General features: G+C 41.5%; 16 protein-coding genes and 1 pseudogene. 3 read left to right on the top strand and 14 right to left on the bottom strand.

From position 1 onward, the window contains the following. Positions 1-6: 6 nt before the first annotated feature. From AAV98_RS03175 to AAV98_RS03160, 4 genes are all read right to left on the bottom strand, one after another. Positions 7-1125, bottom strand: a complete 1119-nt coding sequence (locus tag AAV98_RS03175; protein WP_060664113.1) for an oxidoreductase — start codon at positions 1123-1125, stop codon at positions 7-9. A 118-nt stretch (positions 1126-1243) separates the two neighbouring features. Then, positions 1244-1573, bottom strand: coding sequence for a hypothetical protein (locus AAV98_RS03170; RefSeq protein WP_060664112.1), 330 nt, complete (start codon positions 1571-1573; stop codon positions 1244-1246). A 14-nt stretch (positions 1574-1587) separates the two neighbouring features. After that, the gene (locus AAV98_RS03165) at positions 1588-2406 is read right to left on the bottom strand and encodes a GNAT family N-acetyltransferase (RefSeq protein ID WP_060664111.1); all 819 of its coding nucleotides are present in this window, start codon (positions 2404-2406) and stop codon (positions 1588-1590) included. Next, positions 2394-2888, bottom strand: a complete 495-nt coding sequence (locus tag AAV98_RS03160) for a DinB family protein (RefSeq protein ID WP_060664110.1) — start codon at positions 2886-2888, stop codon at positions 2394-2396. The genes AAV98_RS03165 and AAV98_RS03160 overlap by 13 nt, the downstream gene beginning before the upstream one ends. Positions 2889-3122: 234 nt before the next feature. Between AAV98_RS03160 and ptsG the strand changes: the two genes are divergently transcribed. Continuing rightward, positions 3123-5180, top strand: coding sequence for a glucose-specific PTS transporter subunit IIBC (gene ptsG, locus AAV98_RS03155; protein WP_060664109.1), 2058 nt, complete (start codon positions 3123-3125; stop codon positions 5178-5180). A 50-nt stretch (positions 5181-5230) separates the two neighbouring features. On the opposite strand, the gene AAV98_RS03150 is transcribed toward ptsG, so the two are convergent. Further along, positions 5231-6055: a manganese catalase family protein gene (locus AAV98_RS03150; protein ID WP_060664108.1), complete on the bottom strand. Its 825-nt coding sequence runs from the start codon at positions 6053-6055 to the stop codon at positions 5231-5233. 112 nt (positions 6056-6167) lie between these two features. Between AAV98_RS03150 and AAV98_RS03145 the strand changes: the two are divergent. Then, positions 6168-6495, top strand: a pseudogene (locus AAV98_RS03145) (DUF2200 domain-containing protein). A gap of 91 nt (positions 6496-6586) precedes the next feature. Beyond that, positions 6587-6862 carry a hypothetical protein gene (locus tag AAV98_RS03140; RefSeq protein ID WP_060664107.1) on the top strand — a complete coding sequence of 92 codons (276 nt, stop codon included), beginning with the start codon at positions 6587-6589 and terminating at the stop codon, positions 6860-6862. Between the two features lie 379 nt (positions 6863-7241). Here AAV98_RS03140 and AAV98_RS03135 read toward each other — a convergent pair whose 3' ends face one another. From AAV98_RS03135 to AAV98_RS03100, 9 genes are all read right to left on the bottom strand, one after another. Continuing rightward, complete coding sequence (locus AAV98_RS03135) at positions 7242-7547, bottom strand: DUF4190 domain-containing protein (RefSeq protein WP_060664106.1); 306 nt, start codon at positions 7545-7547, stop codon at positions 7242-7244. Positions 7548-7622: 75 nt separating this feature from the next. Beyond that, entirely contained in the window at positions 7623-7835 is a 213-nt protein-coding gene (locus tag AAV98_RS20140; RefSeq protein WP_156317595.1) for a hypothetical protein, read from the bottom strand. Then, a complete protein-coding gene (locus AAV98_RS03130; RefSeq protein WP_060664105.1) occupies positions 7832-8569 on the bottom strand; it encodes an alpha/beta fold hydrolase in 738 nt (245 codons plus the stop codon). Before AAV98_RS03130 ends, AAV98_RS20140 begins: the two co-directional genes overlap by 4 nt. Before the next feature lie 39 nt (positions 8570-8608). Next, positions 8609-8893, bottom strand: coding sequence for a hypothetical protein (locus tag AAV98_RS03125; RefSeq protein ID WP_060664104.1), 285 nt, complete (start codon positions 8891-8893; stop codon positions 8609-8611). Positions 8894-10108: 1215 nt separating this feature from the next. Continuing rightward, positions 10109-10399, bottom strand: coding sequence for a hypothetical protein (locus tag AAV98_RS03120; protein ID WP_231687680.1), 291 nt, complete (start codon positions 10397-10399; stop codon positions 10109-10111). Between the two features lie 3 nt (positions 10400-10402). Continuing rightward, positions 10403-11299 carry an ABC transporter permease gene (locus tag AAV98_RS03115; RefSeq protein ID WP_060664103.1) on the bottom strand — a complete coding sequence of 299 codons (897 nt, stop codon included), beginning with the start codon at positions 11297-11299 and terminating at the stop codon, positions 10403-10405. A 3-nt stretch (positions 11300-11302) separates the two neighbouring features. Beyond that, positions 11303-12241, bottom strand: a complete 939-nt coding sequence (locus AAV98_RS03110; protein ID WP_060664102.1) for an ABC transporter permease subunit — start codon at positions 12239-12241, stop codon at positions 11303-11305. Between the two features lie 22 nt (positions 12242-12263). Beyond that, on the bottom strand, positions 12264-12626 hold the full coding sequence (locus AAV98_RS03105) for a hypothetical protein (RefSeq protein WP_156317593.1): 363 nt from the start codon (positions 12624-12626) through the stop codon (positions 12264-12266). A gap of 38 nt (positions 12627-12664) precedes the next feature. Continuing rightward, a complete protein-coding gene (locus tag AAV98_RS03100) occupies positions 12665-12898 on the bottom strand; it encodes a hypothetical protein (RefSeq protein ID WP_060664100.1) in 234 nt (77 codons plus the stop codon). Positions 12899-13136 lie beyond the last annotated feature (238 nt).

Raw genomic sequence — 13136 nt, 5'->3', positions numbered from 1 at the left:
GCTATCTTATTGAATGATTTCCATTTGAAGTTCTAATTCTTTTACTTTTGCTTGAGGGAGTAGAATTTTTTCGAATTCAAATTCGTTTAGACCTATTCCTTTTTTCACTCTATTAGGAAGATCTGGATTAGCTAAAGCGCTTGTCCCTATGGAAACGAAATCAGCTTGATGTTCTTCTAATATTGTTTCCGCTTTTTGGGGATCACCTAAACTTCCATTCGCTATGACAGGAAGTTTACCAAACTCTTTGGCAGCCTGAGCCAACGTTTTAGTATTCTGCCCGAATGCTGGTGCTGTTGCATCTCCATCGGTAACATGAATATAGTCTAAAGAACTCTCTCCTAGTTGAGAGAAAATGTATTCTGCCTCGCTTTCTCCTTCCCCCCATTTGTGATTAGGATCAGCTACCTTGATTTGAGAAATGCGAATTCCCACCATAAAATCAGCGCCTACTGCTTCTCGAATATCTTCTATGATTTCTATTACAATTCGAAGGCGATTTTCTTTTGAGCCTCCATATTGGTCCGTTCGATGATTCATATAATCTGTCAAAAATTGATCCAATAAGTACCCGTTTGCTCCATGGATTTCTACTCCATCAAATCCAGCCTCTTTCGCTCGCACGGCACTCTGAACGAATGCATCTTTCACTTGTTTGATATCTTGTACCGACATTGCTCTCGGTGTCTGGAATGGACCTGATCCACCATAGAAACCTAATTGTTCACCCTTTGGAGGAATGTCAGATGGTGCAATCGTTTCATTTGTGTAAGCATTCCCCTGACTTTGGCCACCAGCGTGCATAAGTTGAGCAATCATCAAGGATTTATGGTTGTGAACAACGTCCACTATTTTTTTCCACTCTTGTACATGTTCTTCTCTTACAAGTCCTGGTTGATCATCATAGCCCTGACTGTAACTCTCATCCAGATAAATCCCTTCTGAGATAATGGCACCAAATCCACCTTTTGCAAATCGTTCATAATACTTACTCATGGTCTCATTAACACAACCATCTTGTTCTGCACTAATTCTTGTCATCGGCGCAACAATAAATCTATTATGAAATGTATTGCCCTTGATTTCTGCTTTTGAAAATAAATTTTTATATGTCAAAGTAACCATCCTTTCTAATTAAACTTAGCTATCATGCTAATAGAAAAAAATCTTTAATTCAAGATTTTTGCACTTGATAAGCTTGTCATGAAATAGGATGACTTTAACACACAAAATTTATAACCCATCAAATGATTGTTTTTAAGAATTTCTCCAATACTCCCACTGATTTTTCATAAAGTCGTGGATAGATATACTTATTTACTCCTATCCAAGCTAAGAAAACTCCTAAAAAGCCTGCTACAATAAGACCCCCAAAAGCAAAATTTTTATGAATACCGTAACCTATTGGCAACAATAATACACTTGTCGATATTAGGATTATAAACATACAAATAAATAATGCTCTTTTTTCCACTTTGTGTTTAACATTATTTAACTTCCGAACTCCCATTCCTAATATTTTAAAATAACAAATAGTAAGGATAACGGGGATTATCCACTTAAATGAATCCATTTGCTTCCCCCTCTTTACCGTTGAATTTTCTCCCAAACCGCATTCGTATAAGCAATCTTCAATCCAGCTCGTTCCATGTTCATTTGGCTTACACTGCCAAATGCCGCTTGCCCAACCAAGTATCGGCACCCTGCATTAGCAGCCTGTTGCATCCTCTCTTGAATGAGTGCTGTTTGAACGCCTTTGTTTCTGAATTCAGGCAGGGTTGCAGATGCAGCCAATGTGGCCACATCATTTTTTATAAACAAGACTGCGATTCCAACTGGCTCACCGCCTACATGCGCCAAATAAAAAATCCAATTGTCGCTCTCTGCAAGAACCTTGTTATTTGCCGTCACATAGTCCTTGAATGCAACGGGCATCCCGAAACCTTTCGTGTATAACTCACCAAAAATATCAAAATTCGCGAGACTGATTTCCTCTATTTGAATAGCACTCTCTGCCCTCATGTCCGTTCTTTCTTCAATGGATAAGGGCCTATAGAGAGCCGTGTGGAAGCCACTCTGAAAAAAGCCCAATGAACTAAATTTCCTGAAAAGGTCAGTTGAAGCATTGCCTGGTGTCACTTCAAACCTAGGAGGAATGCCTTTACTAGAATAAAATTCTACTATGTCATCCAAATCTTCTATATTCTCTCCGCTAATTCCCTTCACCGTATTGAATGATGGACCTGGAATACTTTTCACAGAGAATGCCACGGCATTCCCATATCTCTTTAGTTCAACGCCCATAGCATTTTCATTGATGCTTGCAACTCTCAGCAATCTATCTTCAAGTGCATCAATCTCAGACTGTTCCACGATTTCCAATTGATCTTTCGTTAAGATTGACATGTCTTTACCTCCGGCGCGATGAGATCCGTATCAGGCGGCGTATACCCAAGTTGGCGACCAATTTTAACAATCTGTCCTTTATGGTGGAATTCATGAGTCGAGGTGTGGGTGAAAAGCCAAAGTGTGCTAAAATCAGAGGTTTCACCGCTTTTGAAGGTATATGGAATGGTATGATTCCAGTTCCCTTGATACTTCAGCAAAAATTCCTCCACGATTTCATCCGTTTTTTGGAAAAGGCCCCTCATATCTTGAACGGTTTTAATGTCTTTTGGTTCAGTTTTTCCGATTGATTTACTAAGACCATGTGTACCGAGCCAAAAATGATAGCAAGTGGCCACATGTACGTGAAGATTTCGGATCGAGTCACCGCCAAAGCTCTCCATTTCTTTTACATAATCATCATGTGCCATGCCTTCACAATAATGAAATAGCGTTTCCCTTGTTCGTTTAATCCAATCGTATTGAGTTTGAAATAACTCCATTTTCCCATCTCCCTACTTTTAAATGAAGGAATATTCCGTCTTTAAATTTATAGTACCACACGCGTAGGAAGATGGTAATAATTTCTACAGCAGTGTTAGCATGTGATGTTTAGGGACAGGCACAGCGGCACAAACCGGTCGCCCGTACCTGTCCTCTCAACCCATTGTTTAAAACTCCCTGTTTTGGGGAAATTAAAAACACTTTGAAATCTACATATATGGGAGGTATTATCCTTGAAAAGATTATTTGGTGTGTTGCAGAAGGTAGGGAAAGCGTTGATGCTTCCGGTTGCACTTCTACCGGCGGCTGGGATTTTGCTTGCGCTTGGGGCTGCATTGAAAGAGGAAAATTTGCTGGAGTTGATGCCGTTCCTTGGAGCGGATTGGATTCAGTTAGTGGCGAGCGTCATGGATGCTGCCGGAGGAATTGTATTCAGTAACCTCCCTGTACTGTTTGCCGTTGGGGTGGCAGTTGGACTTGCAGGTGGTGAGGGGGTTGCCGCACTTGCCGCGATCATCGGTTACCTCATCATGAATGCCACCATGGGTGTAGTGCTTGGCGTAGATGATGGGATGCTTGATGACCCGGCATATGCGAATGTATTGGGAATCAATACGCTTCAGAGTGGTGTGTTTGGCGGGGTAATTGTCGGTATCCTCGGGGCCTTCATGTACAATAAGTACTACAATATCGAGTTGCCATCATACCTCGGTTTCTTCGCTGGGAAGCGATTTGTCCCGATTGTAACGGCTGCCTCTGCCGTTGTGTTAGGTATTGTCATGTCCTTTGTTTGGCCGCCGATTCAAGGTGGATTGAACACCCTGTCGGAAAGTATGATCAACACAAACTTAACGTTGTCCGCCTTTATTTTTGGTGTCATTGAACGGGCCCTCATTCCGTTCGGTCTGCATCATATTTTCTATTCTCCGTTTTGGTTCGAGTTTGGATCCTATACCAACCAGGCTGGAGATATTGTCCGCGGGGACCAGGCGATGTTCTTTGCGCAGCTGCGTGATGGGGTCGAGCCTACTGCCGGAACGTTTATGACAGGTAAATTCCCGTTTATGATGTTTGGACTTCCTGCCGCGGCACTTGCGATCTATCATACCGCCCGTCCTGAAAAGAAGAAAGTAGTCGGTGGAATTATGGCGTCTGCTGCGCTTACCTCTTTCTTGACGGGTATTACAGAACCAATTGAGTTCTCGTTCCTGTTTGTTGCACCTGTTTTATTTGCAATTCACACGGTGTTTGCAGGTCTTTCGTTCATGGTGATGCATATTTTAGATGTAAAAATAGGGATGACGTTCTCAGGTGGGGTCATCGACTACTTGCTGTTCGGAATCGTACCAAACAGAACCGCTTGGTGGCTTGTTATTCCAGTAGGTCTTGTATTTTCCGTCATTTACTATTTCGGTTTCCGCTTTGCTATAACAAAATTCAATCTTGCAACACCTGGTCGTGAGGAAGTGGACGAGGAGGAAGATGGAGCCTCTCCCTCTACTGCTGGCGAACTCCCTCATGACGTATTAGATGCGATGGGTGGCAAGCAAAACATATCCCACTTGAATGCTTGTATCACGAGACTTCGCGTGTCGGTAAACGAAATTTCCATGGTCGATAAAGCTCGCTTAAAAAGGCTTGGTGCCTCAGGTGTTCTAGAAGTCGGCAACAACATCCAAGCTATTTTCGGACCTAAATCAGATACGTTAAAATCACAAATCAAAGATATTATGGACGGGAAGACACCTCGTCCTGCTAAAACAGACACAAACAAAGAAGTTGAGCAGCAAATTGAAGAGATCAATCCTGATGCGATGCAAACCAAGTCAACGGAAGGCGGATTTATCGCTCCTATCAAAGGGGAAATCAAACCACTTGACGATGTTCCCGATCAAGTCTTCTCTGGAAAAATGATGGGTGACGGCTTTGCCATTGAACCTGCAGAAGGACTTGTCGTCTCTCCTGTTGACGGGAAAATTGTTAACCTGTTCCCGACCAAGCATGCAATTGGAATTGAATCCAACGAAGGACACGAAATTTTGATTCACGTAGGAATTGATACGGTGAATCTAAAAGGGGAAGGGTTTGAAGCACTCGTTTCACAAGGGGATACTGTTACAAAGGGGCAGGAACTCCTTAAGTTTGATATGGATTTCATCGGGAAGAATGCTCCTTCCTTGATGACACCAATTGTGTTCACCAACCTGAAGGATGATGAAAAAGTAAAGCTGAACAAGCAAGGTGAGGTTGGTTTGAAGGAAGAAGGAATTGTGGAGATATCTAAAGGGTAGTTAGAGAGGGCCGTTTCGATCACAGACATGTTAATCGAAACGCCCTTTCTTTATTTTACAGATGGCGGGGTATTATGAAAGGCTGTTGGAGCAGGATTTAGCATTGGCTTTCCTCCCCATGCCCCAGACATGCTTAAGTATTCAAAATTAGCTAATCCATCTGGAGCAGCGCCACTCGCCCAATTGCCTTTGCTACTCTCTTCTCCCTCTGATAAAGCAATAAACGTATGAGAGACTTCCGATTTTTCTTTGGATGTAGGGAATGTGCTTGGAACGATTACTCCTTCTTGCGCTTCTAATTCATAAATTGCTGCCAACCATTGATTTTGGTGCATTCTATCCCTGGCAATAAGGAATGACAGCATGTCTCTTACTCCCGGGTCTGTTGTTTGTTCATATAATCTGACTGCCTGCAAACGCCCTTGTGTTTCGGCGTTTAGATTTGCCCTGAAATCCGCTAGCAGATTACCACTGGCAATGACATATCCTGCGTTCCATGGTACACCAACGCTGTTTACTGGCATTGCTGAAAGACCTGAAACAATGGCGTATTGCGGGTTCATCCCTCCCATAATTGCTGCCATTACAGGATTCTGTGCCGCTTCTTCTTGAGCTTTCACCGGTGCATTGTCGAGCAATCTTGCAATCATGGTTGCAAGCATCTCAACATGGGCGAGCTCCTCGGTCCCCGTATCCATCAATAAATCCCGGTACTTATCATGTCTCCTTGTTCCCCAGCCTTGAAACAAATATTGAACAGCAACCGAAATTTCTCCGAACTGCCCACCCAATATTTCTTGCAACCTTGTTGCAAATATGGGATCAGGCTTATCAGGCTTGGCTTCATACTGTAATTCCTTCATATGAAAAAACAAAACATCTCCACCCTTCTTTATGCATCACAAGTTATATATACTGACAATGGTTAGTACATCATTCTAAATTTAAGTTGGTACAATAAAGGAAATTTTTAAGGGCGGGTATATCATGAAAAAGCACCGCATCTATCCGTCCATTTTTGCAAGTGTCTACCCCCATTACGTTACGAAGGCAGAAAAAAAGGGACGTACGATAGTAAAAGTGGATGAGATTATTCGTCGATTAACAGGCTACAGCCAGGCCGGATAGAAGCACTTATTAACAAACAGACTTCGAAACCTTTTTTGTTGAAGCTCCCCTAATGAACACAGCGCGGAGCATAATTAAAGGAGTCGTTTGCGGTGTCCGAGTAGAGGAAGTTGAAGAAACAACCATAAGAGAAATACGCTATTTGGATAAGCTGATTGATGAGTTACCAAAGGGAGAAGCGAGTTAGGGGACAGATACCCAGGCCCACCATTTTTGTAAAAAATCTGTTGTTTTTCTTTTAACAGCAAAATAAACTTATGGAATAAGGGGGGAAGTTTATGCAAAAACGTGCCACCATATTGGGTTCACTTTTCTTTCTATTGTCAGCCATTCCTTTGGTTGCCTTTCTGACTTCTTGGGGTTCAACAATGGTTGAGCTGTTCAACAGAGTAACGCTCTTCATTCCCATTGCCTTTGGTGTTGTAGGATTACTTGTCACTCTATTTAGAGTAAAAGGGTGGCCAAAGGGTTGGCTGATTGCGGCAAATTCACTTAGTGTGTGCGGGTGGGCATTATTACTCTTTATAGCGATTTACGGGTTTCAAGCACCATAGAATTCGACAAATAGATGTCAATTTCTTTTATTAGGAAAATGAAAATTTCCTACAATACTTTTTTCAAAAGTTAATTTCGATTTTTCCGCTGAACCTCTTGCTACTCAAGGGGTTCAAATTTTATTTAACAAACGTTTGTATAAAAAGATCTATTTCAAAATAAGGGTTTCCCGGGAAATTTGTCGTTTCGTATTGAATGGTGGCAGGTTTGTGAATTATATCACTACACCTTTTTCAAAAGTTAATTCCTTAAAAATAGTTTTTACCCTACAGCGCCATAGCTTCAAAATTTTCTTAATCAAACGTTGGTTTAAAAATTACTATATTAAAAAGTATAAAAGGACAGCCCCCTTACCAAACGAGGGCTGTCCTTTTAACCTTAAATGACGTCCATGATGAAGTCCGTCGATTCGAAAAATAACAAACTAATAAGGATAATGATAAGCGGCAAAATTATTCCAATTAGGCTGCATACTAAGCCCGCCTTGGCATATCCTTTTCCTAATTGATCCGTTTTGTGAATCTCATTAAGACCTATCACGCCAAGGACAAAGCCCGGAACTGCAAAAAGCATGCTCAAAAAACTAATGATGCAACTTATAATAGAAATAATTCCTAAGATTAGTGATAACACTGCATTACTATTCATTTTTTCGGTTTCGGAATGCGGAACAGATTCATTCATTTTTTACACCTACCATTCTAATTCAGTGAATGTTAGAAGATACATTATTAGACTCTCACTGCATTATAGCTCTCCTCAGCTACAACACGCCACTACTTTTCTAGTATCCTTTTCCCTAATCCAGATATCTCCATGCCTAATCTCATAATTTATTTTTGCATGATCTAATTGTTGAATCTGGTTGTCTGTTTTTTCTGTCCAATAAACATACGCCCCACTACTGCTATCTGAACTGCAGGCAGAAAGGATAACGAGGGAGATCAACCCTGTAGTGATTAATTCTTTCATGAGACGCCTTGAGATATGGTTTTCTGATATATATTTAGAAAGCTTTCGAATGTATGAGAATATAGATCCGGCTGTTCTCGATGCACTAAATGTCCAGCAAACGGGATGACTGCCATATGTATATTAGGATTCTTGTCTTGAAATGTAATAGCGGCAGACACTTCCATGTTATGTTTTTCACCAACTAAACAGAGTGTAGGCACAGTCAGGTTTCCTACATCCCCTATTTCTTCAAAAGGGTAAAAATCTTCTGCTTGGAAGGAATGTAACAATGCTTTCCAATCGTTATTACCATGAATTTCATTTAAAAAAGCAACAGCCTCTTCATTTTCAAATAACTGTTCATGCGCTGCAGCTTCTTCCTTTGATAGCTCGTCCCAGTTATCAGGTTTAATTGGGAAGATTCCAGAGAAACAAAGGGAGTCTGCTTTTTCAGGATAATACTTTGCGAATAAGAGTGCTGCCACTCCTCCCACTGATACACCTGCAATATGACAGGAATCAACCTGAAGATGTTCTAATGTTTCATATATATCTTTAGCGCAGTGACTAAAATATCTCTCTATACTTCCTCCTGATTTCCCATGACCTCTTAAATCTGGGCGTATTACCATATACCCTCTTTCAACAAAAAATTCTGTTTGCTCTATATATTCCGTTGAGCCAGTCATGCCTCCAGAGTGTAATAACACTAATGGTTTGCCATGGCCAGATATCTCCGTATGTAAAATCATTATATTTCCCCCTCATTAATGGATAAACACTCTGCCCAATCAGATTATCCCCAACTGTGTGATTGCCATAAACAAAAACAAAATCCCTAGAGTGTAATCCATTATATAGACCTTTTTTTCATCACGATGATAGTGCGATTCTACACCATTCATAACATTCATCAATCCCGCCATAAGAATGACAAACCCTAGATACGTGCTATTAAAATCATCCCAAATTCCAAGGATAAATAATACAATCATTGCTATAGCCACTATTATTCTAACTACCACTACTGGCTTAGAACTTTTCGACCGTCCTACTTTTTCAAAAAACAATCCCATTTAGTACAACTCCTGTTGGTTTCTATTTCTAATTAAATAAAATACTTAAACCACTGAACGCTCGTATTATGTAAGAGTTGTATGGTTGTCTCTCTAGTAGTAATACGAAATTGATCAGGAAAAAGTTCCATTCTTGTCCTATTATGGAGGTGTTCACTGCTGAAGGGGTTTGGGGGCGGTTCTCAGTTACCGTTTTCCTTCTTGCAAGCTCGTTTCGGGCTTAGAGAATGCTTCTCTGTTACCGTTTTTCTTCTTACAAGCTTGTTTGGGGCTTAGAGAGGGCTTCTCTGTTACCGTTTCTCTTCTTGCAAGCTTGTTTCGGGCTTAGAGAGGGCTTCTCTGCTACCGTTTCTCTTCTTGCAAGCTTGTTTCGGGCTTAGAGAGGGCTTCTCTGCTACCGTTTCTCTTCTTGCAAGCTTGTTTCGGGCTTAGAGAGGGCTTCTCTGCTACCGTTTCTCTTCTTGCAAGCTTGTTTCGGGCTTAGAGAGGGCTTCTCTGCTACCGTTTCTCTTCTTGCAAGCTTGTTTCGGGCTTAGAGAGGGCTTCTCTGCTACCGTTTCTCTTCTTGCAAGCTTGTTTCGGGCTTAGAGAGGGCTTCTCTGCTACCGTTTCTCTTCTTGCAAGCTTGTTTCGGGCTTAGAGAGGGCTTCTCTGCTACCGTTTCTCTTCTTGCAAGCTTGTTTCGGGCTTAGAGAGGGCTTCTCTGCTACCGTTTCTCTTCTTGCAAGCTTGTTTCGGGCTTAGAGAGGGCTTCTCTGCTACCGTTTCTCTTCTTGCAAGCTTGTTTCGGGCTTAGAGAGGGCTTCTCTGCTACCGTTTCTCTTCTTGCAAGCTCGTTTCGGGCTTAGAGAGGCGCTCTCTGTTACCGTTTTCCTTCTCTCATGCTCGTTTCGGGATTAGAGAGACGCTCTCTGTTACCAAATTTCTTTTTCGCATTGAAGCTTGGTAACAGAGATATACCCCGCTGCGATAAGAATCATGGAGGCTTTAGCAAAGTTCTTCAAGCTTCCGTTGTGATCACCAAAAGCTATTACTAATAGTACGGTGAAACCAACAAATGGGATTTCCGAAAAAGCAAGACAACAATCCAAGTACCAAGTGTTACTTTACTCGTATCCCAGCTGTAACGGGCGAAGTAAGACCACGGCTTTCCTAGTGTGTTTGTTTGTAGTGGTATTCATTGTAATCCAATGACACCCTCCTCTCTCAAAACAATCAATTAAACACTTCCAACCAACCCGGGTAGTCGAATTGTCCTTCCGAAATTTGAAAGAAACTTCCATAGATCCCCAAATGGGTAATGCCGTATTCCCCCGCTACTACCGGAGTATAAGCAGAAAAGAGAAAAAGGTTCACGCGTTCAACTTCCATTTCCAGCCCCTCCGGCAACTTTTCATAAATTGGCTCCCCTGTCATCTCAAGGTACTCTTCCTCGCTGGGGTTTGTGAGTACAGCCACCAGCAACAAGGTCACCATCAATAGCAACAAACTGTATTTTTTCAACACACATCACATCCCAAAACGGTTAAAGTGACTTCTCAATCCCTCACCTAAAATATTAAAGGTCAAAATAACATACATAATCGCAATCGCTGCAGCCGCTGGAATCCACACGGCTGTATAAATATCTTTTCGGGCATCCCCTAAAATGGTCGGCCAATTGAAGCTTGTGTTTACCAACTGAAACATTCCACCAGGCGGAACCTCTACAAATTGCATCGTAATAAAAATAGAGAAAATCCCTAGCTGGCCGATAATCAGCGCTACCCTTCCAATATCAAAGCAAAAATTAACAAGCATGGTAGGGAGAAGTGAAGGCAAGAAATGATTTTTGGCAAGACCGAAATTGGTGACACCAACTGTACGAGCCGCATCAATATAAGGCTTTGTTTTTACATGCATTAGCTGATCACGAACTGTCACGCCCACACGCCCCACTTCCACCAATGCTATGCTGAAAATAACAATCCAGAACCTATTTTCTGCATAAATTAAAAGTGGTAGATTAAACGCTAAAATGGCAAAGAAAATTACCGGCATGCTGGAGAAAATCTGATCCCACACGTTAAGGACATTTGAGATTACACTTCCCCCTAAGGATGCAATCGCACCAAGCACAACACCTACCACATAACGAATGCTTGTTATTAAAAAAATAAGTAATAATGTATCCTTGGCTCCCATGACAAGAAGACTTACCATGTTCCTGCCTTCATGGTCAGAGCCAAGCGGGTAGTCAGCTGATGGAGGGAAAGGCGCTGATACGATGCCCCCAGCCTCTGGGAAGATTAATCGTTTCCCTTCTAACCCCTCTTTAACATATGAAAAAGAGGAACCGAAAACGGCTACCAAGATTAATAGCACAAGAAAAAATCCTCCGGTCCAAAGCGCTGTGTTTTTTCGCATCTCCTACGCTCCCTTCTGGCTGAGCTTTGCCAGCATAATCATTTTTACAAAATGAACGACAAGCACGGTTACTATAAAACAAAGAGCGAAACCAAATACTAATCCCGCTTCAATGTCTGAGGTACCGAACCCAACCGTGTTCTGTCTTCCGCCTAATGCTACAAACATCCGATTCCCTGCTCCAGCATAGCCAGTCAAGTACTCCACCATCAACATGTTTGAAATAACCACCATCATAATGGTCGGCAGGTGCGCAATCAAGTCAAGCGCACTGTTTCTCAAAATATGGCGGTTGATAACCTGACTGACTTTAAACCCCTTAGCAAAAGCTGTTCGAATATAGTCCTGACCATCTTGATTCAAAAGCGACACACACGTCATGCGCGCGACATACATCGTCGGATAAACGGAAACCAGCAAGGCCGGCGCGGCAAAGCTGTACCAATTCTGATTGCTGAAAATTAAGCCCATCGGCAGGTAATAGAAAGCAAGATAAAATGCGATAATGACGACGAAGAAATCAGGGATCGACTGGAAAAGCCAAGTAGTTCCGTTCCCAAACAAATTCTTTTTTGTATATGTATGGCGGTAATCAAAAACCCCCTTTAAAACACCGAAAATAATGCTGACCACAAATCCAATCACAATGATAAGTAGGCTTTTCGGATAATACCGAAGTAGTTCTTTTTCTACGGAAGTTTCAGAGAACATAGTTCCTCCAAGACTCTGGTGGTCCCAAATATACTGAAAGAACTGGATGATGTTTGTTTTATATACTTCAAAAAATAGAGAAAGTTGAAATCCTTGGAATGCACCATCTTCTAGATTCATAGGGATTTCCCCATAGTACCCTCCTCTAGGAAAAAAAATGAGCAGGATAGTGAAAATCAGAGCCAAAATAACAGAAACAGACAATTTAAGAGATTCTTTCTTTAGTTCCATCGGATCCCCCTTTTTTCAACATTCAGTCTTTTTTCTCTGCAATATAGTATTTGTCTTTCCACTCGTATAGGATGAAGTTGTTATTCTTGGTGTGTTTGTAAAGGGCTGTCCCAGGCGGTAAGGAATTACTATCTAGATGCTTTTCAATTAACTCCTCGGCGGTATCCATATCCACAATATTGCGTTGGACTTTACCGATCAGGTCTCCTTTAACGCTATCCTCCGCTTCTTTCTGGGTCAGCTGAAAGGAGGTTTCCTGTACTCGAACAAATTCGTAGGCCCAAGATGCTTCTTCTGTGGATTTAGTTAGGATGGGCTCTTTGGTTGATGCGCAACCAACTAGGCTCAGGGAAAGGAACGTTATTAATATAGGTCTTTTCAACATTATCACCTCAGCAGTGTGTTAGGAAGGTTTCAGATGGGCTATGATTTGTTTCTTTTACTTTTATGTAAACTGGCCAATAAACCTACTAAGGTTGCTACAGGAAGTTTAAGAAGAGAATAGGCTATTAGCCCTTCCACTACATATCCTTTTGCCTTTTGGAAATTCGTTGTTTCAGGGACCCAGTCGATTACATATCCCACACTAAAAATACTAGGTAGTGATAGGACGATGTAAGCAATAATTGTAAAAATGATGAAACTCTTCCAGGGCATCCGACCTCCTCCTATCTGCTAAGATAATCTATCTCCAATTATTTCAAAATAGATTGGAATACTCAAATGTTTTTTGAAAATTTTGTTAAAAATGAGTTGGATTTTGTTTACAATTTGTCACATTTAAATGGTACACTGCTATTCGCTTCACACAAAAAAATGCTCCAAAATTCTGGAGCGCATTACTTCCATGATAGGCATTTTATATTTTACCTTTCTACACATCCAGCGACTGCGT

The sequence above is a fragment of the Bacillus sp. CHD6a genome (genome assembly GCF_001293645.1).
GTDB lineage: Bacteria > Bacillota > Bacilli > Bacillales > Bacillaceae_I > Sutcliffiella_A.
This window is presented reverse-complemented; position numbering and strand designations above follow the sequence as displayed.

Bases quoted from the DNA above. Each gene is read 5' to 3' on its own strand.
- AAV98_RS03160 (WP_060664110.1), bottom strand. From the start codon at position 2,888: ATGGAGTTATTTCAAACTCAATACGATTGGATTAAACGAACAAGGGAA.
- AAV98_RS03165 (WP_060664111.1), bottom strand. From the start codon at position 2,406: ATGTCAATCTTAACGAAAGATCAATTGGAAATCGTGGAACAGTCTGAG.
- AAV98_RS03105 (WP_156317593.1), bottom strand. From the start codon at position 12,626: ATGTTGAAAAGACCTATATTAATAACGTTCCTTTCCCTGAGCCTAGTT.
- AAV98_RS03170 (WP_060664112.1), bottom strand. From the start codon at position 1,573: ATGGATTCATTTAAGTGGATAATCCCCGTTATCCTTACTATTTGTTAT.
- AAV98_RS03125 (WP_060664104.1), bottom strand. From the start codon at position 8,893: ATGGGATTGTTTTTTGAAAAAGTAGGACGGTCGAAAAGTTCTAAGCCA.
- AAV98_RS20140 (WP_156317595.1), bottom strand. From the start codon at position 7,835: ATGAAAGAATTAATCACTACAGGGTTGATCTCCCTCGTTATCCTTTCT.
- AAV98_RS03175 (WP_060664113.1), bottom strand. From the start codon at position 1,125: ATGGTTACTTTGACATATAAAAATTTATTTTCAAAAGCAGAAATCAAG.
- AAV98_RS03140 (WP_060664107.1), top strand. From the start codon at position 6,587: ATGCAAAAACGTGCCACCATATTGGGTTCACTTTTCTTTCTATTGTCA.
- AAV98_RS03110 (WP_060664102.1), bottom strand. From the start codon at position 12,241: ATGGAACTAAAGAAAGAATCTCTTAAATTGTCTGTTTCTGTTATTTTG.
- AAV98_RS03100 (WP_060664100.1), bottom strand. From the start codon at position 12,898: ATGCCCTGGAAGAGTTTCATCATTTTTACAATTATTGCTTACATCGTC.
- AAV98_RS03130 (WP_060664105.1), bottom strand. From the start codon at position 8,569: ATGATTTTACATACGGAGATATCTGGCCATGGCAAACCATTAGTGTTA.
- AAV98_RS03115 (WP_060664103.1), bottom strand. From the start codon at position 11,299: ATGCGAAAAAACACAGCGCTTTGGACCGGAGGATTTTTTCTTGTGCTA.
- AAV98_RS03135 (WP_060664106.1), bottom strand. From the start codon at position 7,547: ATGAATGAATCTGTTCCGCATTCCGAAACCGAAAAAATGAATAGTAAT.